At 44.0% G+C, this 22,983-nt stretch carries 20 protein-coding genes; 6 read left to right on the top strand and 14 right to left on the bottom strand.

Going from position 1 to position 22,983, the window contains the following annotated elements; genetic code table 11:
* Window positions 1-78: 78 nt before the first annotated feature.
* Window positions 79-636: a sigma-70 family RNA polymerase sigma factor gene (locus LC048_RS24450; RefSeq protein ID WP_226602875.1), complete on the top strand. Its 558-nt coding sequence runs from the start codon at window positions 79-81 to the stop codon at window positions 634-636.
* A complete protein-coding gene (locus LC048_RS24445; protein WP_306049051.1) occupies window positions 590-2,086 on the top strand; it encodes a hypothetical protein in 1,497 nt (498 codons plus the stop codon). Before LC048_RS24450 ends, LC048_RS24445 begins: the two co-directional genes overlap by 47 nt.
* Before the next feature lie 166 nt (window positions 2,087-2,252).
* On the opposite strand, the gene LC048_RS24440 is transcribed toward LC048_RS24445, so the two are convergent.
* From LC048_RS24440 to LC048_RS24430, 3 genes are all read right to left on the bottom strand, one after another.
* Entirely contained in the window at window positions 2,253-2,564 is a 312-nt protein-coding gene (locus LC048_RS24440; protein WP_306049049.1) for a hypothetical protein, read from the bottom strand.
* A 399-nt stretch (window positions 2,565-2,963) separates the two neighbouring features.
* A complete protein-coding gene (locus LC048_RS24435; RefSeq protein ID WP_226602879.1) occupies window positions 2,964-4,196 on the bottom strand; it encodes an efflux RND transporter periplasmic adaptor subunit in 1,233 nt (410 codons plus the stop codon).
* Between the two features lie 14 nt (window positions 4,197-4,210).
* A complete protein-coding gene (locus LC048_RS24430; protein ID WP_226602880.1) occupies window positions 4,211-4,873 on the bottom strand; it encodes a hypothetical protein in 663 nt (220 codons plus the stop codon).
* A gap of 329 nt (window positions 4,874-5,202) precedes the next feature.
* On the opposite strand from LC048_RS24430, the gene LC048_RS24425 reads away from it, so the two are divergent.
* The 3 genes from LC048_RS24425 (at window position 5,203) to LC048_RS24415 (ending at window position 9,939) form a co-directional block, all read left to right on the top strand.
* Window positions 5,203-5,793, top strand: coding sequence for an SWIM zinc finger family protein (locus LC048_RS24425; RefSeq protein ID WP_306049047.1), 591 nt, complete (start codon window positions 5,203-5,205; stop codon window positions 5,791-5,793).
* A complete protein-coding gene (locus LC048_RS24420) occupies window positions 5,712-6,839 on the top strand; it encodes a hypothetical protein (RefSeq protein WP_306049045.1) in 1,128 nt (375 codons plus the stop codon). The genes LC048_RS24425 and LC048_RS24420 overlap by 82 nt, the downstream gene beginning before the upstream one ends.
* A gap of 274 nt (window positions 6,840-7,113) precedes the next feature.
* Entirely contained in the window at window positions 7,114-9,939 is a 2,826-nt protein-coding gene (locus tag LC048_RS24415) for a DEAD/DEAH box helicase (RefSeq protein WP_306049043.1), read from the top strand.
* Window positions 9,940-10,888: 949 nt separating this feature from the next.
* Here LC048_RS24415 and LC048_RS24410 read toward each other — a convergent pair.
* Window positions 10,889-11,095: a hypothetical protein gene (locus LC048_RS24410; protein WP_226602884.1), complete on the bottom strand. Its 207-nt coding sequence runs from the start codon at window positions 11,093-11,095 to the stop codon at window positions 10,889-10,891.
* Window positions 11,088-11,507, bottom strand: a complete 420-nt coding sequence (gene ssb / locus LC048_RS24405; RefSeq protein ID WP_226602886.1) for a single-stranded DNA-binding protein — start codon at window positions 11,505-11,507, stop codon at window positions 11,088-11,090. Before ssb ends, LC048_RS24410 begins: the two co-directional genes overlap by 8 nt.
* A 260-nt stretch (window positions 11,508-11,767) precedes the next feature.
* On the opposite strand from ssb, the gene LC048_RS24400 reads away from it, so the two are divergent.
* Window positions 11,768-12,202, top strand: a complete 435-nt coding sequence (locus tag LC048_RS24400) for a YwpF-like family protein (protein WP_226602888.1) — start codon at window positions 11,768-11,770, stop codon at window positions 12,200-12,202.
* A 126-nt stretch (window positions 12,203-12,328) separates the two neighbouring features.
* Here the strand turns inward: LC048_RS24400 and LC048_RS24395 are convergent, their stop codons facing one another.
* From LC048_RS24395 to LC048_RS24355, 9 genes are all read right to left on the bottom strand, one after another.
* Window positions 12,329-12,610 carry a hypothetical protein gene (locus tag LC048_RS24395; RefSeq protein ID WP_226602889.1) on the bottom strand — a complete coding sequence of 94 codons (282 nt, stop codon included), beginning with the start codon at window positions 12,608-12,610 and terminating at the stop codon, window positions 12,329-12,331.
* Between the two features lie 436 nt (window positions 12,611-13,046).
* Entirely contained in the window at window positions 13,047-13,469 is a 423-nt protein-coding gene (gene fabZ, locus LC048_RS24390) for a 3-hydroxyacyl-ACP dehydratase FabZ (protein ID WP_023613628.1), read from the bottom strand.
* Between the two features lie 88 nt (window positions 13,470-13,557).
* Complete coding sequence (locus LC048_RS24385) at window positions 13,558-13,818, bottom strand: DNA-directed RNA polymerase subunit beta (RefSeq protein WP_226602891.1); 261 nt, start codon at window positions 13,816-13,818, stop codon at window positions 13,558-13,560.
* A gap of 19 nt (window positions 13,819-13,837) precedes the next feature.
* Window positions 13,838-14,686 carry a flagellar hook-basal body protein gene (locus tag LC048_RS24380; RefSeq protein ID WP_226602892.1) on the bottom strand — a complete coding sequence of 283 codons (849 nt, stop codon included), beginning with the start codon at window positions 14,684-14,686 and terminating at the stop codon, window positions 13,838-13,840.
* 58 nt (window positions 14,687-14,744) lie between these two features.
* Window positions 14,745-15,563: a flagellar hook-basal body protein gene (locus LC048_RS24375; RefSeq protein ID WP_226602894.1), complete on the bottom strand. Its 819-nt coding sequence runs from the start codon at window positions 15,561-15,563 to the stop codon at window positions 14,745-14,747.
* 247 nt (window positions 15,564-15,810) lie between these two features.
* Window positions 15,811-16,815, bottom strand: a complete 1,005-nt coding sequence (locus LC048_RS24370) for a rod shape-determining protein (RefSeq protein ID WP_226602895.1) — start codon at window positions 16,813-16,815, stop codon at window positions 15,811-15,813.
* Window positions 16,816-17,264: 449 nt separating this feature from the next.
* Window positions 17,265-17,453: a hypothetical protein gene (locus tag LC048_RS24365; protein ID WP_226602897.1), complete on the bottom strand. Its 189-nt coding sequence runs from the start codon at window positions 17,451-17,453 to the stop codon at window positions 17,265-17,267.
* Between the two features lie 78 nt (window positions 17,454-17,531).
* Window positions 17,532-18,983: an Ig-like domain-containing protein gene (locus tag LC048_RS24360; RefSeq protein WP_306049039.1), complete on the bottom strand. Its 1,452-nt coding sequence runs from the start codon at window positions 18,981-18,983 to the stop codon at window positions 17,532-17,534.
* Window positions 18,955-22,920 (bottom strand): Ig-like domain repeat protein, encoded by a 3,966-nt coding sequence (locus LC048_RS24355; RefSeq protein WP_306049037.1) that lies wholly within the window; start codon window positions 22,918-22,920, stop codon window positions 18,955-18,957. Before LC048_RS24355 ends, LC048_RS24360 begins: the two co-directional genes overlap by 29 nt.
* Window positions 22,921-22,983: the final 63 nt, after the last annotated feature.

The raw sequence follows: 22,983 nt of genomic DNA, 5'->3' as shown, positions 1-22,983 counted from the left end.
TCATAAACATTCTTGTGTTTAATAAACTTTTTACATTCGCGTTCGTCTAAAGAGTAAACACACCCTGGAGGTGAAGAAATGCATAAGGAAAAAGCGATTGGAGATTTGATGGAACAATACGGGACTGCGGTGCTCCACCTGGCATATTCGTATGTCAGGAACAGGCAGACAGCAGAGGATCTGGCGCAGGAAATATTTATTAAGTGCTACCAAAAGTACGATACCTTCCAGGGCAACTCTCAGATCCAGACCTGGCTGTTCCGTGTTGCATCTAATCATTGCAAGGACTATCTGAAAAGCTGGCATCATCGTAAGGTCTCTGTCAGCGGCTATATCTCATCGCTTTTGTCGAACCATCAGGCCAGCCCTGAAACCGAACTAATCAAGAGCGTCGAAAACCAGGAACTGACACAAGCATTATTTCAATTGCCTGTGAAATATAGAGAGATCCTTTTCCTGTTTTATTTTCAGGAATGTTCCCTTAAAGAGATAGCGGAAATCAGCAGTTTGAACCTGAATACGGTGAAGTCGAGACTTTCCCGTGCAAAATCATTATTGAAGGAAATTTTAGAGGAAAGGAGTGGTGACGATGGAAGAACAGTTGAAGAAACTAAAACAAGAAATGCTGGAGGGTGAGTTGGAAGGGTTTGAATTCGGTCCTGAGATGCAAAAAAAGGTAGTTGCACGGTTTAACGAAAAGCCACGGGTAAGCAGGTTCCGTTTTTTGATACCCACAGCCATGAGTGCTGCGTTTCTCCTCATTTTCAGCTTTGGAATCTACTATGTTATTAAGTCGGATCCCTTGATGAACCAGGGAGAAACCACTCCGGACAAGGAAGAAGCTCCTGTTGATGAACCTCCTGTTGATGATATGCAGGATGAAGAAAAACCCGAGCTGATTGTACCGCCTTATGTGCCAGAAGGATATGTCTTCAAGCATACTCATACGAATGATGATGTTTACGAACATTTATATGTGAATGAACAAAATGAGGTCGATTATTTTGCCTATGTCATGCGGAAGGAGAAGCCTGGTTATCCTGTCCCTGGTAGTCCTGTTAAGCTGGCTGCAGACCTTGATGGCGTTATTAATAAGGTAACAGAGGATCACATTTTCCTTACTTGGCAGGATGAAGGCATGTACCAAATCGTCGAGCGTAAAGGAAGCATGGAAGAAAGCGAATTTTACAGGATTGCCGAAGCGATTTTAAAAGCAAAAGGATTTGAAGCTAATCTGGACTCTCTGCCAAAGGTGGAAGAAACGGAACCTGAAGTTTCTTTTGGAGAGAAAGAAGCTCTCAGCCTGCTTCAGAGATACAATTCGGTTAGAAAAACTGCTTTTCAGGATGCTCTTGATGAATTGGATTTTAAGTTTCGTACGTATAAAACCAAAGAAGAGTTTTATCAATTATTTGTTGACTTTATGTCGTATGAGTATGTAGAAGCAACGTTCAGTTTCCGATTGGATGAGAGAGACGACGGGCTTTATGTCATACCGATGGATTCTGTACGTACCTTTTGGTCAGAAAACCCGTTTAACCTGGGAAAAATATCTGATCATGAATATCAGTTGACCCAGGTACAGGAAGGCGATATGAATGGGCGTGAAACATTGATTGTTACTTTTAAGAACCAAGATGGCATCTGGAAAATTGAGTCGATTCAGACGGAAAAAGACTTGACCTCTCCATGGCTTAACCATGGCGGAGCAGTAACAATATTGAGAGACTATAGTGAAATTCAAGAGAGAGTTTTTGCCGATGCCAGTGAAGACTCGGAAAACAAGTTCCAAAGCTATCAGACGATTGAGGAAATCAATAATGAATTCAATGGATTAGCAACAGAGAAATTTTTGCAGACACATCTGGACGGGATTGTGGAAGAAAGGTCTGATGGGATTTACCTGATCTCAAACGAAAAACCTGCCAGGTTCATGGACGGCCTAAAATCTAACCTCAAAAGACTAAGTGATACTGAATATAAATTGACGCAACTACAAGAAAACAACTGGATGATCACTTGCACCTTTAAACGAGTTAATGAAACCTGGCTCCTCAACAGCTTTACAGTTCAACAGCAGAATTGAAACAAAAGGAAGCAGGCGAGATTCAGCCTGCTTCCTAAGAAACTTTAGCTGCCCCAATCTTGATTATCACATACCTGAAGTCCTTGTCGCCGGATACGATGTGGTAGGTGGATGTTGCCTGCTGGAGCTCGTTTTGAGCGATGACTGGCACCTGTCGAACGAGACATTACACGATTCCCGAATCACGCTTGACTCTGTTCAATACCGTCTCCCAAATGATATTGAGAAGGGCAATTACTATCAGCATCCAGATGATTTGAAAGAAGAACTTTAGTGTTCCATTACCAATAAAGCCTGCAAGCCAATTTCCTGCATAGTAGATTGTCAGCCCAGAAACTATCAAAAGACCCACAAAAGTCACTGCCACAAATAACTTATTCCTATTGCTCACTTTTTTAATTTCATCCTTATTCTTAACCAACAAATAGAGCACCACCGAAATAAATAAAAACACCGCAAACCCAAGCCCACCGAACAATAAGACCCCCTACCTTCAAATTAAAGAATTTGACAATATTAAACTATAATTATTCTCCACGAATTCCCTGTATCCTTCCAATAGCCACAAAAAATAAACCATTTCGACAAATTTTATGTGATGACAGGCACCTGTCGATTGCACAAAGAAAAGCGCAAGCGCCTTGGTCAGCCCCGACAAGCGCTGGAGGGCCGACCGGTGAAGTCGTTCTTTGACTTCAGTGGGCGGACCGAAGCGACTCGAGGGGTTAGGCGCTGGAGCTGGCCATTTCTCGAAGTGAAATTTATGCTTTCTTATCTCTCAAAAAAAGGAACGTTCGGGGAACGTTCCTTTTCCAATCTATATTTCTCAAAGGTTCTTGGCAGTACTTGTTTTTTGAAAAATTCCGGTGACAGGCACCTATTTAAAGAACCCGACCATTATGTGCTTGAATATGGTGCGGTTGCTTTCTTCTTTGAATGTTTTTTTCTTTAAACTATCGATTTTCAGTTTGCTGAAGAATGGGTTGTTTTCCTGCTGGACATTTTCAGGTTTTTGGACGATGAGTTCGCCTGGTTTGGCGCCTTCTTTGAGTTCGGTTTTGCCGCCCAGCTGCAGTCCTTTGCTGATTTTGCGCTTCTCGACGAGGCCTATTTCATTCAGGACGTAGATATAGCTGTTTTTCTTGCCTTTTTCGATGGCTTCATCAGGGGCTGTTTTTGCGTTCATCACTTGGTTTGTGATAACACTGACGTCTACATGCGCTCCTTTGATGATTTTTTCCTCGGTTTCTTCAGAGAGAGTAATCTCAAACGGGTAATGACTTTCCTTTTTCACTGACGGGTCGGTTTCCGGATAGTCGGCGATTTTGGTCAATGTCCCAGTAACCTTGCCTGTGATCAGGTCTGATTGCACATACACCTCCATGCCTGCCTCCACCTTCTTTAAGTCCCGTTCGCTAAACGTGCCTTCTACCTTCGGCATGTCCGAAATGATTGTCACGATTGGGTTTTTCAGTTCGTAATTGACCTGTTTAACTGTACCTGAAACTTCACTGTTCTTGCCAAGCTCATCGCTGCTTTCATACGAATCAATCATATCATCATATTTTTCGATCTCCGCTTCTACACGGCCTTTTTCACGCTGTTTGTCATAGATTTCTTTTTCAATCGAGACATTCATCAGTTCATTTGAGTCATTGCTGTCAGATCCATCACCAAAAACAGGAGTGCTGGCGGTCGATGTCGAGGCAGAGACACTTTGCAGGTAACTCAGCTGCTGGATCTGATCATCTATCAAATTCGCTTCGGTAACAAGCTGGCTTTTTTCCGCCTGCAGTCTGGCCAGGTCCTCATCAATGTTATTCGAAGAATATTCATATAGCGGGGTACCATTGGTGACTTCATCGCCTTCTTTTACAAGAAAGCCTTTGAATTCCCCGTCATCAGCATGATAGTACACCTGATACTCGTCCTCGGGTGTGATCACACCCGCTGCACTAAGCGTCTCTGTCAGGTTATCCTTCCCGACCGCAGCCCACTTGTTGATGTAGGAGGAGCGCACCGCTTTGCTGTCATCTTTTAGTGCCAAAAATAGGTTAGCTGATACGAAAATGATTCCAGCAGATGCTAGAATAGCGGTTTTCTTTTTCACGTGATGCACCTCTCTTATAAAATCTTGTCAAATTGGACGAACGATATGAGTGCCGAAAATAACCAAATCACCAAATTGAAGCCAATTACCATCAGAAGGATGATGGCTGTTTTTTTTCCAGTAAGCATTTTTAAATACATGTATTCTATGAAAATAACCCACACCTTAAATATAGATATAGTGGCAAGGAGATAGATAATGAAGTCATTTCCAGTTATGTACTGTGCGATTGTACCCAGGGCGAACGGTGATGACACCTGTGTCAGCCCTAGCGTCAGCGCGAGCGGAATCCCAATTAATTTTTCAAACAGGAGGATTGGCAGGACGAAAATTTGAACAGCCAGCAGTTTTTTAAGTTCCAGATCAGAAAGAGTCCAGAAGAACAGTGCCGGCAGGAAAATCATGATGATGCCAAACACAAGGCCAAGAATTGTCTGCCCTGCCATGAAAAGCAGCTTTTGCATCTCGTACTCTTCCCTGGGGATCGATGTCAGTTCTTTGGACAGATATTCAGAACCGATTCCGAAATAAGCGCTGATTCCAAAGACCAGTCCGCTCAGGATAGTGAGCAGGATTGTATTTTTCCAGATGCCAGGGACATGCTCAGCATCCCTTAATTTATATGTATAATATTTATAGTTAAACAATCCGCGAAGCACTTCTACCGTGTTATTCATTGTTTGTCCCCCAGGTAATTTCTTATCTCTCTTCATTCTATCTGAAAAAAACCTAATATTAAAATAATAACTCAACAGAAAATACTGCTGTAACTATTGGATATTTACTGAATGTTTCTATTCCACAAGCTCTGCACAAATACCGTCGCTTTTTTAAAACACATATCCCCCTCCTCTAATGGCTCATTTTTGGGTATAATAGAAGAATATGTTTTTTTCGTTTATTACTTATTATGATTTTAACAAAGCTTGCCTGATGGACTTGTCGAATTCTGGCATGGAATTGGAAAAATAGAGCGAATGATGCTGTGTGAACGGGGGAATCCGCTGTGGCTGTCATACCTGATAACCAGGCACCGATTTTTAAAGAAGCTTCCGAAAAACTGAATACGATGCTTAAATCCGAGGTCGAGGAGGATGCGCGCCTTGTGCAAAAGGGGCTGATGCTCTATCGCCAGGGAACGGTCCACCATATGAAGTATATGGTGAAGTCGATCTGGGCGACGGTCCAGGACGTGACGCCGGTTCGTGTGTACATAAATATTTCAGATCCTGAGGAGAGCAGCTGCACCTGTCCTGCTGGGTCGTTTTGCCGGCATCGTCTGGCTGCGTTTTTCCAGGCGTATGGTGATGTCGCGAGTGTCTCCGACTGGGTCGAAGCCTGGCGCAAGCCGGCGAAAGAGCAGCTGAATGCTGAAAAATGGGGCTTGCAGCGCGCGAAGGATCTGGTGAAGAAGGATACTCGTTCTGGACATGATTATGATAGCTGGGCCGCGCTTCATTTCGGGAGAGTTTTGAGGAAATTGTCAAAGGCCAGGGCGAACCGAGGGCTTATGTTGTGCCCGGATTGTTCCGTTCCTATATTCGCCGTGTTGAGGTTTCTGCTCCTCTTGAGGTCGTTTGGAAAAACCTTTATATGATCGCCGCGTCGGTCCATTCCTTTAATTTGCTCACAGAACTGGCCCGCGAATTCGGTCACGATGACGAGCCGGCAATGGACCGGTATTACCGGCCGCTGTTCGAGGATCTGTTCAATGATGCTGAGGAGTATGTCGAGCGTCTTGCTTATGGGACGATGCCGTTTTCGTTTGATACGTTTTTGGAACAGCTGAAGGATGATACGGTTGGATTGACAATGCCTGATGCCTCACTTGGCTATGACCGGATTGATTTGTACCGGCTGTTATGGGAGAAACTTTTTAAAAACGGAAGCTGGCGTGATGGAGAGCGAACGCGACTTGAATCCTTTGGCGATGGCAAGCGGGACCAGATTGAGGAAATTGCTTTGATTCATCAGCTAGTTTTAGCAAAGCAGGACAGTGAAGCATTGAAGCGATTCACTGCCCTTTCCATCGGTTCGCTTCCCTATATGTTTTACTGGCTTGACGGCTTCCGGGTTCAGCGCGAGTGGAATAGGATGGGTCCATTTATCGAATATCTCGTCCAGCAGCTGCGGAATTACCTGAAGCATCTCGGGGATTATTATACTTGTAAAAAATTTACGCGTTATGCCTTGAAGCTGGTGGCCGCTTTCACCCGCGAAATCGGGCGCGGCGAGCTGTACGACCGGGCGCTCGCACAAGCCATGCCGTACAGCTTTTACGAATATGAAGATTCCTTGTTTGAAAAAAAGCAATACGAACAATGGGGCGAATTGCAGTCCTATTTTGGCTTTGAATATAATTCGATTTCAAGCGAGCGGATAAAAGTATTGCAAAAAGAAGCTCCTGAAGTCCTGATTCCGCTGTACCACCAGATGGTCGGCGATTTAATCGAGATGAAAAACCGCAGCAGCTACAAGCAGGCCGCACGTTTGCTGAAAAAACTGCGTACCGTTTATAAAAAAATGAAGCGCATCCCAGAGTGGGAAGAGTTTTTCGGGAAACTGCTCGTAAGGACGAAACGCCTGCGCGCATTTCACGAAGAATGCACGCGGAGCAAGTTGATTGAGGTGGAGGAAGCATAGGGACCGCTTTTTCGGATGAAAACAACATTTTGCGTCATCCATCGGGCTTATGGAGACCTGTTTTTGAGTTTCGTGTCTCCATAGGGACCATGGTGAAACTCTTTCGGATGAAATTAAAATTATGTGCTATCCATTGACCTTATGGTCACCTCTTTTTCGGTGTAAAAAGCTTTTTCCCGTCTCCATCGAGGCGGTGGCGACACTTTTTGGTTAAAATCATCCACCGACCGTATGCGAACTAAAACAAACTCCCCAATTAAAGGAGGTGCTTTTGATGCTTGAGATTAAGCAGATACATATAGATGTAATGCCGGTTGATGGAGGGCGATATTTTCTGAGTACTGAGGACTTTGATGGCTTTGAACTGAAGATATCCGACTGGAAGAAGCTGCTCTTTTTCCGCCATAAGGAGAGTTATTACGGGACGATGCTGGACGCTGACAAATGGAGCCCTGCTGAGGGTGTGACCTTGAGTGCCTGGCAGCTTGTGACGCTGTTTGGCGAGGAAAGCTTCAACCGGCTTGTTGAGTGGGAATGGGATGACCTTGGCGACATCTGTCTGTCGACGGCGCATGCGATTTATGATGCGATTCTTGCAAAGGAGTGGCATCCAGATTTTTCCCAGCTTGATGGCGAGGATTTCCGCTGGAAGCTCCCGGTGAGCGTGCTCGATGAATTCCATGAGCCATTCTGGGAGGAAGAGCTGGTGATCGGTGACGAGAAGCTTCTCGTGCGTGATTTCGTAGCGGACCTGTTCCATCATAGTCTGGAGTCTTACTTCCATGAAAATGAGGCGATGAAGTATTTGCTTGGCGATAAGCTTGATGTTCTGCGGAAAAAGCAGCTTTCTGCATCGCAGCTGGCAGCATATTTTGACGAGGACCGCTGGCTTGAGTGGATCGGGCTGAAGGAAAATTCGGCACCGTTTTCGATCGGGATCCGTCTCGAGGAACCTTTGGACGATCTTGGTGACTGGAAGCTTGGGTTATTTTTGCGTGGCAAGGATGAACCGATGCTGATTGAAGCCCGCGACTATGAAAGCTATCCTGCTGGCTGGGACTTTTTTAGCGATAAGGTTGAGGATGAAGAAAAACGGCTTGCTTCAATTTTTCCGTGGATCGAGGAAGACGGCCGCCTGAAGTCCACACTCACCGAGGATGAAGCATGGATGTTTTTGACCGAAGCGAGCGAGACGCTGATTGCGCTCGGCATTGAGATCCTCCTCCCTTCGTGGTGGGAAGCGATCAAGAATGCTAATTTGAAGGTGAAAGCTCGCCTGAAGGGCGAGACTGGCTACCGCCGCTCATTTGTTGGCTTGAATGCAATGCTCGATTATGATTGGCGTTTCTCGATGAACGGTGTTGACCTGAGCGAGGATGACTTCCAGCGCCTGGTGAACGAAAAGCGCCGGCTTGTGTATTTGAAAGGCCGCTGGATCAAGCTTGACCACGGCTTCATCCGCCAGATCCAGGAAATGATGAAGAAGGCAGATAAAGAAGGATTGCATATCCGCGACCTCTTGCAGCAGGAGCTGTCTGATGAGGAAGAAGACAGCGAAGGTCTGGACGATCCGCGGGCGTTCGCAAAAATCCAGATCGAGCTGAACCGCCACTGGAAGCAAATGATGAAGCAACTGTCCGAAACGAAGGAAATCCCCGACTTGCCGGTGCCTGCTGGATTACATGGTGAGCTGCGCCCGTACCAGAAGCTCGGGATGAACTGGTTGCTATTCCTGCGGAAGTACGGATTCGGCGCCTTGCTTGCCGATGATATGGGACTCGGAAAAACGATTCAACTGATCTCTTACATTTTAGCGGTAAAAGAGCAGGAAAGCGACGACCATCCGTCATTGATCATCTGTCCTACTTCAGTTCTCGGAAACTGGCAGAAAGAGATCGAACGCTTCGCTCCGGATTTGCGCGTCCACTTGCATTACGGACCGAACCGCCTGAAGGGCACCATTTTTACCGAAGAAGCTAACGGCTCTGATATTGTACTGACATCCTATGGCCTGACGCATCTGGACTTCGAAGAGCTAGAAAGCATTGAATGGAGCAGCATTGCGATTGACGAGGCACAGAATATCAAGAACGCCGATACAAAGCAGTCGCGTGCAGTAAGGAAGCTGAAGGGCAAGCATCATATCGCCCTGACAGGGACGCCGATGGAGAATCGCCTGTCTGAGCTGTGGTCGATTTTCGACTTTACGAACCGCGGCTATCTTGGCAGCGCCGGTCAATTCCAGAAGCAGTTCATCCTGCCGATTGAAAAAGAAGACAAAAAGGAAAAAATCACCCAGCTTCAGTCGCTGATCAAGCCGTTCCTGCTGAGACGGACGAAGAAGGATGAAGATGTGGCGCTGAATCTGCCTGATAAGGTGGAGCAGAAGGAATACTGCCCGCTGTCTGCAGAGCAGGCTTCTTTATACGAACAGCTGGTAAAGGATACCTTCGCGCAAATCGAAACATTATCGAGCTTTGAGCGGAAGGGCTTAATTTTACAGCTATTGAGCCGATTGAAGCAGCTGTGCAATCACCCTGCTTTGTATTTGAAAGAGGAAGATCCGAAGAAGTTGATTGATCGTTCTGCCAAGATGGAGAAAATGATCGATCTGGTGAGCGCTGTGCTTGAACAGGAAGAAAGCTGTATCATTTTTACCCAGTACATCGGAATGGGCGAGATGATCCAGTCTGCACTGAAAAAGAAATTCGGCATCGATGTTCCGTTCCTGAACGGCAGCCTGCCGAAGACAAAGCGTGATGAATTAATCACGAAATTCCAGAACCGGGAGTTTCCGGTGTTCCTGCTTTCATTGAAGGCCGGCGGAACCGGATTGAACCTGACGGCCGCGAACCACGTTGTCCACTACGACCGTTGGTGGAATCCTGCCGTCGAAAACCAGGCAACCGACCGCGCCTACCGCATCGGCCAAAGTCGCTTCGTGCACGTGCACAAGCTGATCAGCACCGGCACACTAGAGGAAAAAATCGATGCCATGCTCGAGAAGAAGCAGTCACTGAACGATCAGATCATCCAGAGCGACAGCTGGATCACCGAGCTGTCGACTGATGAATTGCATGATTTGGTGTTTTTGTCGTAAAAATGGAACCAGTACCTTAGACTAAACCATTCTGTTTTAGGGTGCATCTCATTTAAATGACAATAAAAATGGCGTGTAAACTGACATCAGTTTTGACACGCCATTTTTCTAATTGAATGTATTTTCGGATCCAAAATATAATGGTTCTTATTCAACAAAGCACCCGTTTATTCCACACCATAAAAGAACGGACCTTAGTGAAGGGATCATCATAGTCTGATAAATAAGCGGAGAAACTTCCCTTATTTAGAAAATGGCACGGAAAACAGCTTAAATAGACGGAAGATTTCCGCCTATTTACTTGAAAAACATAAAAAATTGGCAATCGTGCTTGCTTAACCGGAAAACCTCCGCGTATTTACCCCTTACCGAGCTATACTCTACAGTTTAACCGGATATTCTCCGTTTATATTTAGGATTGTTTGTTACTCAATTAAGGTTAAGTCTTCCTTTGTTCTAGAAAAACTCAATCTTCCGCTAACTGCTCCCTTCGGTGAGAAAAAAATAAAGTGAAATTCCATGTTCATCGTTATACAGGCTATACTTGAATGAAATGTTCGTAGAATGGCACCCTTAAATTGACTTCCGAACTGGTCATAAAATTGACAGTGTAAATGACCGTCATTATTCCTTGTACAACAAACATTGTCAATGGCATTTACTATCATTTTGCAGGTGTTAATTTGTAATGAAATGGCTAATAAATGCTGGCACAATAGGAAAAATGGCGTGGAAAATTCCCACGCCATTTACTGTGCCATTTTCGCCATATGCACCCTAAAGCAGAACGGTTTACCCTTAGACAGGTGCTGGTTTTATTCATAAAAAAACCGGCTATTACAGCCGGCATCAAAAGTTGAGGGTTTATTGGAGATCGGTTTATTGAATTTATCTCTTATAGGATCTAGTGAGGGAATGATGAGGAAAAATTCGCAAGTGTTGTTTATTCTTATTTCCGCACATATTCTTTTCTATTGGAACTAGGTCGTGGTGGCTCGGCAATGAAGGAGTAGACGCGATTGACCTGCAGATCTTTGGAGGCGATTTCGAGCTGGCGTACACGTTTGGTGAGTTCGTCGACCTTCTCATTGTTTTTTCCAACCATCTTAATCAGGCTGACAAGCAGCTTTTCGATTGAGTCGGGTTCATTATGCAAAAGGAAGCTCCTCTCTTTGCGGCGGCGCCTGGGGTACAGTTTCCGGATGCCGAGGCGGTTGCGTTGTCTGCTGATTTTCCCTTGTGCCTGCCGGTTTTGTACTTAAAAACCTGACACCCTCAGCCACGACTTCAGTCACGTAGACCCGCTTACCCTCATGGTTATCATAGTTTCGTGTCTGGATGCGTCCGGTGACTCCGAGAACAGAGCCTTTTTTACAATAGTTGGACGTATTCTCTGCATTTTTGCCCCAGATGATGCAGTGGACAAAATCAGCCTCGATTTCACCGTCAGCATTTTTATAATGACGGTTCACCGCAAGCGTTATATTCGATACCGCTTTTCCATCAGGTGTATACCTGAGCTCAGGGTCTCTCGTCAGTCTGCCTACAAGGGTTACTTGATTGATCACGTTTTCATCTCCTTTCTCCTTGATACCCCGATGATATTCCTTTTTAGCGCTATAGTAAAATGTCGAAAATTGTGCTTTTGACTGGAAAAACAGTGGTAAACTAGCCTATTAACTTCAGATTATTGATTTTTGAACACACCCTCCCCAGCCAAAAATGATTTTTGCCAATTCAGAAATATTTCTTTCGACAAACTTGCTTTTTTTCGTTTTATATTCATCCTGTGTTATAATTTGGACAAGTATTACGGGAGGTGGTTGACATGAAGACGTTTAAGTTGATTTCAATGCAGCTTGCTGCTGATGATGCTTTAGTGGATATCGAAATGGAAGACGGCCTGATTATCAATAAAGAGGATGAAAAAGGCACGTGGCTCGTCGAAGTTTTTACTGATCATAAATACATCCCATATTTCCAGGATGCGTGTGACAACGACAAAGATATCATCGTCCAAGTCGTCATCACCAAACGCGAGAATGACCCGGCAGCCTTTTTGACCAAAGTTTGCTGCGTGAAGAAGCTGAATACACATGCCAGCATTCTTTTAACAGGAAAACTCACCAAACCGAAAAGCGACTATCCTGAAAAATTGCTGGAGTACCTGCTGGATAAAGGATACAAAGGCGATGCTTTGCTTACGGAATTTAAAGAAAAAATCATAACAAGGCCGCAGATTTTGCAGCCGAAGAAAGTGTAATTAAACTCCTGCTGACTAGCTGGAGTTTTTTTTTGTGCTGGCTGAGTTTTCTATGCGCACTGATACTCCTATGGCAAAATCAACACCAAAATAAATGGGCAGGAATCCATCCCTGCCCTTCTTTCATTATTGATCGTTATTATCCTCGTCGTTCATATCAATTTTGTCTTCAACAGCGTCTTCGCCAGGAGTGTTGTCATCCTCCATCATGTCGCCATCGTTTTCAGTGTTGATGTCGTTGTTTTCGTCATCGATCATACCGTCATCGTCGACATTGCCATTATCGTCCGCTGGATTCTCGATATCCACATCATCATCCGGAGGAGGATCCTGATCATTTGCGCAGCCAGCAAGGAACATAGCCGATAGCAATGAGCCACCGATTAACATTAATAGCTTTTTCTTCATGAGTAAAAGCCCCTTTCATTAATAGGTATTTTTGAGACCTGTTGCACGGGTCTGCTGTTATATTGCCCATCAATGAAAAAAACTTGCATTATTTTTGTAAAAATTACCCGATTTCGGTCCATGGAAGTTATTTTCGCGGCAACCGACGGTCAAAGGGCCATGTATAAACGATATTCATATCTGAAATTACTAATAAAAATACATTTTTTACATTATTGTGTAATTTTTATACTGAATTTAAGAGTATCATCCAACTGGAAAAATTATTCTCTTAATATAGGAGGATAATTGCACGGATATTCACCGTAATTGCACACTAAACACGTTTAATTGCACGTTTCACATCAATAATTGCACGTTCAACAGTCATAATTGCACGTTCTACCTAAATATGTAAAAAAAGAACCCAACATACAAATTGGGTCCTCTCCTAATTTTATTTTATCGCAAATGTAATTTCCGCTTCACATGCCAATTCGCCATCTACTGTGGCGACTGCCTTGCCTTTTCCAATCGGACCGCGCAGCTTAATCATTTCAACTTCCAGCCTGAGCTGGTCGCCTGGCTTTACTTGTCTTTTAAAACGGCAGTTGTCGATTCCAGCGAAAAAGCCGATTTTGCCGCGGTTTTCCTCAAGCTTCAAAACGGCTACTGCTCCCACCTGAGCCAACGCCTCCACGATCAGCACACCTGGCATGACCGGATAATCGGGAAAATGACCATTGAAGAACTCCTCATTAGCCGTCACGTTCTTAATGCCGACTGCCCTTTTACCTTCTTCAATTTCAACTATTTTATCAACAAGCAAAAATGGATAGCGGTGCGGAATGATTTCTTTGATTTGGGTGATGTCCATCATATTTTAGTACCTCCTACTAATACTTACTAACTATTGTACTAAAAAACCTCAATAAAAAGGAAGGGAAATCTCCCTTCCTTTCGTAAAATTATTCACCTTTAACCAAATCTATAATATGAGTCCAAGTTGACTTCTCAAAAACATCCTTCGCTTTGCCACTGCCCATAACAGCGTAACCGAACATTGCGCCAAGCAATATGCTCGCTGCTAAAAGAACGAGCACAATAATAATCCGAAGCCAGATCGGAATAAGGCGAATCCGGATTCTTTTCTTTTTTTCGCGTGTTTTCTTTACCTTTTTTACTTCTTCACGCGTTGTTGCTTCTTGATTATTCTTGTTCAAAGCCATTTTGATTGTTCTTCCCCTCTTAACGGATTCCGTTCACCAGTCCGAGCATTTGGTCAGCCAGTGTAATCGATTTCGAGTGGAACTGATAGCTCCGCTGTACATTGATTAAATCCGTCATTTCTTTGCTCATATCCACGTTTGATTGTTCAAGAACACGTTGCTGGATTGATACCCTATTTCGCAGCTCGCCATTAAGTTCTGTCAGGATCTCTGCTTCTTCAACGCCAAGTTCGGCCAGGTTATCTGGCAATCCAAGCAGGTTGCCGCCTTTTTGCTCCAGAAATTGCGGCTTCTCTACCAATACTACACCAAGATTATATTCTTGGCTTGTGCCATCATACATTTCTGCCGAAAATCCACCAAATTCTGTAATCCTGAAATTTTTCACATTGCCGGCAATCGTGATTGGCTGGTTATTCTCATCAAGGATAGCATGTCCATCGCTATTGACAAGCATTGTTTCATTATCAGAAAGCGGCGACAGATAAAGCGCACCATTGCGTGTCAGACGCATCGCTGAGCTGCCATCTTCATTCTGGACCATCACACGGTAAAATTGGCCTTCAGCGGTGAACGCTGTGTCTAATTGCCTGTCCGTCGTTTTCAGACTTCCCTGTGACAGAGTCAGCTGAATTTGGCCAAGCCTAGCACCATTGCCCTGACGAATGTTAAACGGAGTCATCCGGTTCTGCGGCTCCAGGGCATTGTTCGGCTGGTTGCGGTATTCCTGAACAAGAAGGTCGGTAAAAGACGCTTCACGGCGCTTATATCCAGCTGTATCGATGTTGGCAAGATTGTGGCTGATCATGTCCATCTGTTTTTGCAGCTGTGATAATGTATTGGTTGCGGTAATCATTGTTCTGTTCATATTTTATACCTCAATGTGTGCCAGAACCAGGCACGCGAATTTTTTAACCAGGAAAGCATTATAGTCGTCCAATTTCGTTCGCAGCCTTCTCCATGCTTTTATCATAAGCCTGAAGAATTTTTTGATTCGCTTCAAACGCCCGATAAGCAGTCATCATGTCGGTCATCGTCCTGCTGATATCGACGTTGGATTGCTCCAGGAAACCTTGCTGTGTCCTGAACTGAACACCTGCTGTGCCAAAAGCAGTCGGCAATTCTCCGCCATCTTCGGTACGGAACAGTCCGTCGCCTTCTTTGATCATCCGCAGCGGATTGTCCGCATAGGCAACGCCAAGAGTTGCCTCTTCGCCATTTTCACCGATCAGGACACCGCCCTCATTGACTGTAAAACGGTCACTTGAAAGCTGGATCTGCTGACCCGCTGAATCCAGGACATAATGGCCGCTGCCAGTCGTCAAACGTCCTTGTGCATCAACTGTGAAATTCCCATTCCTTGTATAACGGACTGTGCCATCTGTATTGCGCACTGTAAAAAATACTGAGCCATTTTCGGGCATATTTATATCGAGCAATGCCAAATCCGTCTTCCTTCCAGTTTCGCGCAAATCGCCCTGGATGAACTTCGGGATTGCTTCCTGCATGTACACACCTGTATTGATTGTGCCAATCTCCTTGTTGAACGGCAAATTCAGACCGTTCTCCGACGGGATTTGCTGCTTGTCAAAGCGCTGCAGCAGCATTTCCGGGAACGCCCTCATTCCCGCTTGGTCTGCCTTATATCCCGGCGTATTGGCATTAGACATATTATTCGTCAGCATTTCTGTCCTGCGCTGCTGTGCAAGCATACCAGAAGCTACTGTGTAAAAGCCTTTGAACATAAATTCACACCCTTATCGGAAAAATCCCTGCAAATAAGGAAATTTTTTCACTACTTTCTATTATAAGAAATATATCGGCAAGAAACATTAAAAATTTGCAGGAAAATGTAGGATTTTGGGTTTTATTCCAGAAAAAACGGGGAAAACGCAAATCCCAAGCGCTGAAACTGGACAAAATCTTATGTTTTACCGCAAAAAAAATCTGGAATCCTGCGGTGATATTACCGAAGGAATTCCAGATTTTATTTTAGATGATTCCGCGACGACCTGCGATGCGGTCAATATTATCAAGCATAATACCTGTTCCAATCGCAACACAATCCATTGGGTTATCGGCAATCAAGACTGGTACTTTCAATTCTTCCTGCATCAGCTGGTCGATACCATGAAGCAATGCTCCGCCGCCAGTCAAGATAACGCCGCGGTCAATGATGTCTGCGGATAGTTCAGGAGGAGTCTTCTCCAGCACTGTTTTTGCAGCCTGAACGATGACAGCAACTGATTCTCTCAATGCTTTTTCAATCTCCTCAGAACGCACAGTAATCGTGCGTGGAAGTCCGGATACCATGTCACGGCCGCGAATTTCCATTTCCTCACTGCGGCTGCCTGGGAAGACAGTTCCAATTTGGATCTTGATATTTTCAGCTGTTCTCTCACCGATCAAAAGCTTATATTCACGTTTAATATAACTTAAAATTTCTGCATCAAACTTGTCGCCAGCCATTTTAATCGACTGAGATGTAACGATATCCCCCATTGAAAGAACCGCAACATCCGTCGTTCCACCGCCAATGTCAACAACCATGTTGCCGCTAGGCTGGAAAATATCCATACCAGCGCCGATTGCCGCTACTTTTGGCTCTTCTTCAAGATAAATCTTCTTGCCGCCGCTCTTTTCAGCAGCTTCCCTGATTGCCTTTTGCTCAACGCTCGTAATGTTCGTCGGACAGCAAATCAGGATGCGCGGCTTCGACAAGAACCCTTTTACATTCAGTTTATTGATGAAATGCTTAAGCATTGATTCCGTCACATCGAAATCTGCGATTACTCCATCCTTCAACGGGCGAATCGCTACGATATTGCCAGGTGTACGCCCAACCATTTTACGCGCCTCTTCCCCAACAGCCAAAACCTTGTTCGTGTTCTTATCAATCGCCACAACAGACGGTTCATTCAAGACAATTCCTCGACCTTTTACATGGATCAACACATTGGCTGTACCAAGGTCAATCCCGATATCCCTTGCAAACATTTTGCTTTTTCCTCCTTGACAAATGGCTGGCTGCGGCTGATTAAGCCTCGTTATCTCAGCTGATGAAAAGCCTCATCTATGTAAAATAGATCACGATGTCCGAGATTACACAGACGCTGCCGCAATCTGCGAACCATATTCTACCCTAATTGTTTATTTTATCACATTAATAGGAAATTAGTAACTAGCTAACGATAAAATTGACATGATTTGCGGAAATTTGTCAAATTAGCAAAAAACCAGAGGAATTTTATAAAATGGTAATATGGAGTATATACAGAACGGAGGAACAATAGGGGTTTATTAGCAACAGTTGTAGTTATTTTGTTTATCTCTTCTACTGCAGCTTTGTCCTGGTCGCCGCATGCTGAGGCTAATATCATTGAAAATATGCCCATGAATATTAGCACCACCTTCTGCATTTTTCTCATTTTCCCGCTCCTAGACTCTTAAACTTGGTATAATTTATGTTTTATTCTTTGATATTTTCCAGACAGTTGGTTCAGTGAGGATGAACATTGTTCGGCACCGATTCCTTTGTATCTCCTTAGATCATCTGCTGCCAATTCCAACTCCCTTGAAATCTTGTTCAACTCTGCGATGATTTCATTACGATCAGCTAAAAATTCAGGTTTCACCTCAATCACATCCTTACATTTTAAATAAAGAAAAATCCAAAGAGCAATTCAACCATCTCTTTGGATTCTCTACGTGCTTTATTCTTCTTCCACCTTCACCTTGCGCCTGCGAATCAGCACCGTAGCGGCTGCTCCAAGCAGTCCTACTAAACCAGCAATCGTTCCGCCGAGCATTGGTTTATTTTCATAAAACTTCACTAAAGCTCCTTTTTCAACGATTTCAAATGAAATGATGGTTGTTTTTTCGTTACCTGCTTCATCAAATGCAGTTACTTTGATTTCGTATGGCTTGATTTCAGCCAGCTTCGTTTTGATTACTTGGTAGCCGCTTTCTTCGACTACGTCGCCATCGAACAATTCCCCGTTGATCATGACTGATTTTATTTTGTCATTCGGGTTATCCAGGCGGATGGAGATGTCAACTGGATCGTAGTACTTCTCCTTATTTTTCACACCTTCATACACGACCTTTGGTGCCGTTTTGTCGATGATGAACTCGACGCTCAACTGCTGGATGTTGCCTGCCTTATCCTTGACTTCAAAGAACATGACGTGCTTTCCTTCTTCTTTGATTGGATCGCCGGCTTCATATGGTTTTCCATCAAGCATCATCGCAATGATGTCATATGAACTCATGTCATCAATCAGCAGCTGTGGCAGCAGATCGGTGTTGAAATACTTATTGGAAATTGGCTCTTTGAACTTGATGACCGGCTTTGTTTTATCGATTGTGAAGACAATTGTCCGTGATGAAACGTTTTTCGCCAGGTCGGTTACAACCGCTTTTAAAATATAATCCTGTTCGTATTCAAGCTTTGTGCCATTTTCGAATGGCTTGCCGTTCAAGGTTACGGATGTCTTGTTCCCGTCCAAATGAATATCTGAATACGTCACTTTCGGTGTGATGTCTTTATTGAAAAAGCCATCCAGTACGCCGGAAATATTCAGCATCGGCTTTGTAGTATCAAGCGTAAAGCTGATTTCCAGTGTTGATTCATTGCCTGCTTTGTCGCGTGCGAGAACTTTGTAAATGTATTTCATTTCCCTTGCTGCAACTGGACTGTTTTTACCAAGGTTTGCACCATTATTGAGCGTAGCGGAAACGATCATATCCTCCCCTTCATCCAGGGCAAATTCCGGAGTGAATACTTCATTGATATACTCTCCGTCTTTAATGACGCGGTTCTGGCCTTTGAATTTCGGCGTGATGACTGGCTTCGTCTTGTCGATCGTGAACTTCATCATCTGACTGAAGCTGTTGCCCGCTTTGTCGGTTGCTTGAACCAGGATGCTGTATTCACCTTCACCGCTGAAGTTGTGGCGGAAAGAAGCGAGATTTCCGTTCACTGCGAAGCCGCCAGCATTATATCGTGCACCGTTCCTGGTGACCGTGATTTTATTGATGTCCAGGTTAACGTCCTTGATTGTCGTGCTAACTGGTTTATCAACATTGTAATAGGCATTATTTTCGACACCAGTGATTTCGATTTCAGGCTTGGTTTTATCGATCGTAAAGGTCTTTTTTTTCATAGATTGGTCCGTTACCGGCTTTGTCCTCTGCCGTGGCCTGGATCGTGTAAAGACCATCCCTGTTAAAATTGTATCCTAACTTCGACAGCTTGCTTGTATTCTTCCAGCTGCCGATTGGGAAGGCAGCTCCATCTTTTGTTGCGGAGATGCTTACATCGTTCGTTTCATAGTTTAATTCATCGATTGAGATGGTCACGTTTTTGTTTTCTGGATTAAATGAGTTGTTCTCTACTCCATCGATTTTCACGCCCGGGTTGGTTTTGTCGATGATGAAAGTAACCCGGTCATGTTTCTTGCTGTTGCCAGCTTTGTCGGTTGTATTCAGGTCGATCACATAGCTGCCTTCCTGCGAAAAATTGAAATTCTTCTCAGCAGCCGTTTTTCCTTTCAGATCCGGATTGCCAATCTTGAAGGGCTGGCCATTGCGCACGACTTTTAGGTTCGTCTGCGACAGGTCGATGTTGCGGTCTGATATCTTCATGCTGACTGGTTTATCTGTACGGTAATGTTCCTCATCACTAACGCCTGTAATGCTCAGTTCCGGATCGATGTAATCAAGGGTGAAAACGAGCGTTTGCGTATCAGCAGCATTCCCGGCCGCATCCTTCGCTTCGACAGTCATTTGATACTCGCCATCGCGGTCGAACTTGTAGCTTAAGTCAGAAAGCTGCTTTACGTTTTTCCATTCGCCGATTGGGAAGTCAACAGACTTGCCATCGACCTCTATTTTCCTGGTAACCTTGAGATTCACTTTATTATTTGCGAAGTTATGCTCATCTACCGCTATTTTGATCTCTTGGTCACTATTGTAATAAGCGTTATTCTTTGCGCCTGTAATACTAATTTTCGGCTTGATATTATCGACGGTGAAGGACAGCGTTTTTATTTCCGCTTTATTTTTCGCTCGGTCTGTTGCATTTACCGTGATTTCATAGTCGCCGTCTTCGTTAAAAGTGTGGCTCAATTCAGAGACTTCGCCGCTGTTTTCCCATTGGCTTAAATCATATGGCATGCCGTTCTTTGTTGCTTCAATGGTCACTTTGTTATCGTTAAAGTTGTGTTCAGTCACTTTCACCTTGACCGACTTGCCCTTCTGTACGAAATCTCCCTCATCAATTCCACTTAGCTCGATGACCGGATTGGTATGGTCAATTGTGAATTTGACAGGACCGAACGAATGTTGGTGTTTAACCCTGTCCATTGAGGTCAATTTGATTTCATAATCCCCATCTTCTTCAAAGTTAAGCTTGCGGGAGGCTCTTTTGAGAACGCCTTTTGAAGCATCATTCCACTCACCATTCTCTATTTCGTACGGTTTACCGTCTCTTAATACCTCGATTTTCGTTGCTTTTAAATCGATAGTTAAATCTTCTACTGATAATTCGACACCTTCAAGCTTTTGATAATGCTCGCCGGCTTCAAAGCCTGTAATATCAAGTGTTGGCTTCGACTTGTCGACAGTGAATGTCAGTTGTTGTTGGCTGTTTTTGTTCCCTGCTTTATCTGTTGATTCGAGATTGATGACATAAATCCCATCTTCTGTGAATGGATGAACGCCAGAAACCTTCTGTCCTTTTTCGGCCAGATACTCCTCGCCATTCCTTGTAACATTTAGAAATGTTTTATCCAGATCCATATTTTTATCAGTAACAGATACCTTTACATTAAGGTCCTTTCCTAATTCATCCCCCTCTGAGACATTTTCAATTTTTAAATCCGGTGGGATTGTGTCGATGGTGAACTTGATTGGTTCGAGAGTATTTTCGTTTCCAAAAAAGTCCTTTGTTGTGAGCTTAATTTCGTAATCGCCATCCTTATCGAAGCTCAGCTTCTTGACTGCTCTTTTGAGACCGCCTTTAGTAAGGATGTCCCAATCCCCTTTTCCGAAATCGTATGATTCCCCATCCTTCAGTACTTCAAGCTTCGTTTCTCCAAGTACGAAAGTTAAGTCCTCAATCGCCAGTTCGAGATTCTCAAGTTTTTGGTAATACCCTCCATGCTCTACTCCATTGATGGACAGTTGTGGATCCGTATTGTCAATTGTGAATGTCACATCATTTTTGGACGTGACGCGGCCCGCTTTGTCTGTCGCTGTGATTTCGAAAGCATACTCGCCATCTTCTTCAACTAAATGCGTTTTAGCCACTTCTTTTTCTTTGATTTCGGAAAGCAATTCGCCATTCCTATAAACTTTTATACTCGTATTTTCCCACTCGATATACTTATCTGTTACATCAACAGTCACTTCATAGTATTTCTTTTCGTCTTTTACTTTTTCAACAGCTGATGCTGTGATGACTGGATCATTCTTATCAATTGAGAATGTCACCGGAGGATGCGATTTCTCTCGCTCTTTGCCATCTTTTGAGTTTAAGTCAACTTCATAAGTTCCTTCCTCCGTAAAATTGTGCGTAACCGAGGATGTGAACAATTTTTCGATGAAGTTGCCGATGGTATATGGATCGCCATCCTTCTTCACATTCAGGTTTGCTTTTACTAGACTGATATCCTTTACCGAGAATGTCAGCTCCTTGTCTATCTTAAAATACTTTCCGTCTACATCTTCTGAGATGGAGAGGATTGGTCCATCTTTGTCGACTTTGAACGTAACGCTTTCTTCTGCAGCTTGATTGCCAGCGGCATCCGTTGCCTTCAATGTGACGGTATATTCACCCTCACCGTTGGAAGTATAGCTGGCTTTACCGTCTTTCACATCAACACTTTTTGATGTTTCCTCACCATTGATGTCTTTTTTCTTGATTTCAAAGTGAGCATTGCCCATATGGACTTCATCTACTGTCACCTTTACATTCTTATCAGTTTCATATAATCCGCCATTTTCCACATCCAGGATTGCAAGCTTTGGTGCCGTTTTGTCGGCAGTGAAAGCGAATGATGGCAATGAATGTTCCTCGCCCCTTGCATGCTTTTCGCTAACCTTCACCTGGAATTCATATTCTCCTTCACCAGGTGTTGGATAGTTGAGGATGGTTTCCCAATCTCCTGCGGGGAATGTCTTTGTCTCTATTTGCTCTCCATCTTTCAGTACTGTTACCGTCGCGGTATCAATCTTGATTTTGCTAGAAATCTTAAGGTTTACACTGTCCGTTTTTGAAACTTCTCCTTTAGACAGCGGCTTCTCGCCTGCGTAAACAGTCAACTCAGGAGCCTTTTTTCGGATCGCAAAATTCAACTGTTCCTGGCTGCTCTCGTTTCCGACCTTATCTGTTGCTTTTACTGTGAAGATATATTCGCCTTCTTCACTGAAAGAATAAGATTTGCTCTTTGCCGATCCCCAGTCACCCACATTGTATGGGTTCCCGTTTTTCGAAACAGTAACATCTACGTTTTCGGCAACAAAATGTTCCTCTATCACTTCAACATTGATTTTGACATCTTGGTTTGTAAGAATATCATTCTCAGCACCTGATAATTTTACAGTAGGGGCAGTTGTGTCACGTGTGATGCTGAATGTTTTAGTTTCAGCCTCAAGGCTCCATATTTCATCATTTAAAAAATTTACGTCGATATTAATTTTCCCATCATTTGCAGATGGAATATTCACCCTGTATATCCCCGCGAATTCCGCACCGCCTACAGGGGAGATGTCTGTAACTAAAATTGGGTTCCCGTTTTGATCAGCCGTGATATTAAACGGTGCCTGAACATTTTGTCCCTGAAGATTCGCTTTACTGAAATCATTCCGCAAATCAACAGTGAATGTAACAGGATTGTGGTTGGTTTGCCAATCCTTGTTAAACGATTCAGCCATATTCCATTCCTGGCTCTCGAATCCAATTTTTTTGTCAACATTCGTTAATGTAGAAAGCGCCTTGCCATTAAAAAGCACCACAGACACAATCAGGACTAACAAAATCGGGATGATAGCAGCCCATTTATTGCTTGGGTGCTTCTTCTTTTTCCTCGGTTCGAGCATCTCTTATTCTCCTTTTTATTTGGTCGTTTTTTAGTGGTCGGTTATTTGTGCAATACTGGCGGG

It is taken from the genome of Mesobacillus subterraneus, from assembly GCF_020524355.2.
GTDB classification, from domain to species: domain Bacteria; phylum Bacillota; class Bacilli; order Bacillales; family Cytobacillaceae; genus Mesobacillus; species Mesobacillus subterraneus_C.
The sequence above is the reverse complement of the archived record's forward strand: the minus strand, read 5'-3'. Positions and strand labels throughout refer to the sequence as shown.

Excerpts from the sequence above, each read along its gene's own strand:
- LC048_RS24450 (WP_226602875.1), top strand. The coding sequence starts at position 79 with ATGCATAAGGAAAAAGCGATTGGAGATTTGATGGAACAATACGGGACT.
- LC048_RS24445 (WP_306049051.1), top strand. The coding sequence starts at position 590 with ATGGAAGAACAGTTGAAGAAACTAAAACAAGAAATGCTGGAGGGTGAG.
- LC048_RS24430 (WP_226602880.1), bottom strand. The coding sequence starts at position 4,873 with ATGAATAACACGGTAGAAGTGCTTCGCGGATTGTTTAACTATAAATAT.
- LC048_RS24415 (WP_306049043.1), top strand. The coding sequence starts at position 7,114 with ATGCTTGAGATTAAGCAGATACATATAGATGTAATGCCGGTTGATGGA.
- LC048_RS24400 (WP_226602888.1), top strand. The coding sequence starts at position 11,768 with ATGAAGACGTTTAAGTTGATTTCAATGCAGCTTGCTGCTGATGATGCT.
- LC048_RS24395 (WP_226602889.1), bottom strand. The coding sequence starts at position 12,610 with ATGAAGAAAAAGCTATTAATGTTAATCGGTGGCTCATTGCTATCGGCT.
- fabZ (WP_023613628.1), bottom strand. The coding sequence starts at position 13,469 with ATGATGGACATCACCCAAATCAAAGAAATCATTCCGCACCGCTATCCA.
- LC048_RS24385 (WP_226602891.1), bottom strand. The coding sequence starts at position 13,818 with ATGGCTTTGAACAAGAATAATCAAGAAGCAACAACGCGTGAAGAAGTA.
- LC048_RS24380 (WP_226602892.1), bottom strand. The coding sequence starts at position 14,686 with ATGAACAGAACAATGATTACCGCAACCAATACATTATCACAGCTGCAA.
- LC048_RS24375 (WP_226602894.1), bottom strand. The coding sequence starts at position 15,563 with ATGTTCAAAGGCTTTTACACAGTAGCTTCTGGTATGCTTGCACAGCAG.
- LC048_RS24370 (WP_226602895.1), bottom strand. The coding sequence starts at position 16,815 with ATGTTTGCAAGGGATATCGGGATTGACCTTGGTACAGCCAATGTGTTG.
- LC048_RS24360 (WP_306049039.1), bottom strand. The coding sequence starts at position 18,983 with ATGAAAAAAAAGACCTTTACGATCGATAAAACCAAGCCTGAAATCGAA.
- LC048_RS24355 (WP_306049037.1), bottom strand. The coding sequence starts at position 22,920 with ATGCTCGAACCGAGGAAAAAGAAGAAGCACCCAAGCAATAAATGGGCT.